Here is a 638-nt window from a genome sequence, read left to right on the forward strand (position 1 = left end):
GGCCGATGCCCAGCGCCCACTTCAGGCCGCTCCACAGCAGCTCGGGCGAGACGTGGAACTTGAACACCACCGCGCTGAAGTTGCTGCCGATGGTGGACACGCTGTAGCCGTTGAACACCAGCCACGCCACCGCGCAGCCGAGCAGGCCGCCGACCAGCGCCAGCAACATGGTCTCGAGCATCACCGCGGTCACCACCGGCAGCCCGCGGAAGCCGATCGCGCGCATGGTGGCGATCTCGCGGGCCCGGGTGGCTACGGCCGCGTACATGGTGTTGAGCGCGCCGAACACCGCACCGATGGCCATGATCGCGCCGATCACCGTGCCGAGGATGCTGATCAGGGTGTTCAACCCGCCGCCCTGCTTGCGGTAGTAGGCACGGGTGGTCTCCACGTCCAGCTTCAGGCGCGGGTCGGCCGCCACCGCCGCCTTGAACTGCTCGAAGCCGGGCTTGCCCTCGGTACGCACGCTGATCGACTGGTAGGCGCCGCGCTGGTAGGTGGTGGCCAGCGTCTGCACGTCGGTCCACAACTCCGAATCGTGCGCGTCGCCGGAGGCGAACACGCCCACCACCGTCCACGTCTGGTTGCCCAGGGTGAGGGTCTTGCCCACCTCCATGTCGCGGAACTGGCCCTGCGCG

General features: G+C 68.8%; 1 protein-coding gene. It reads right to left on the minus strand.

Annotation, left to right across the window (positions count from 1 at the left end; translation table 11 throughout):
• The coding region (locus tag ABB33_RS17870) for an ABC transporter permease (RefSeq protein ID WP_152985164.1) at positions 1 to 638 on the minus strand (638 nt) is incomplete at both ends.

Origin of the sequence: Stenotrophomonas acidaminiphila (assembly GCF_001431595.1) — a bacterium.
Classification (GTDB): domain Bacteria; phylum Pseudomonadota; class Gammaproteobacteria; order Xanthomonadales; family Xanthomonadaceae; genus Stenotrophomonas; species Stenotrophomonas acidaminiphila.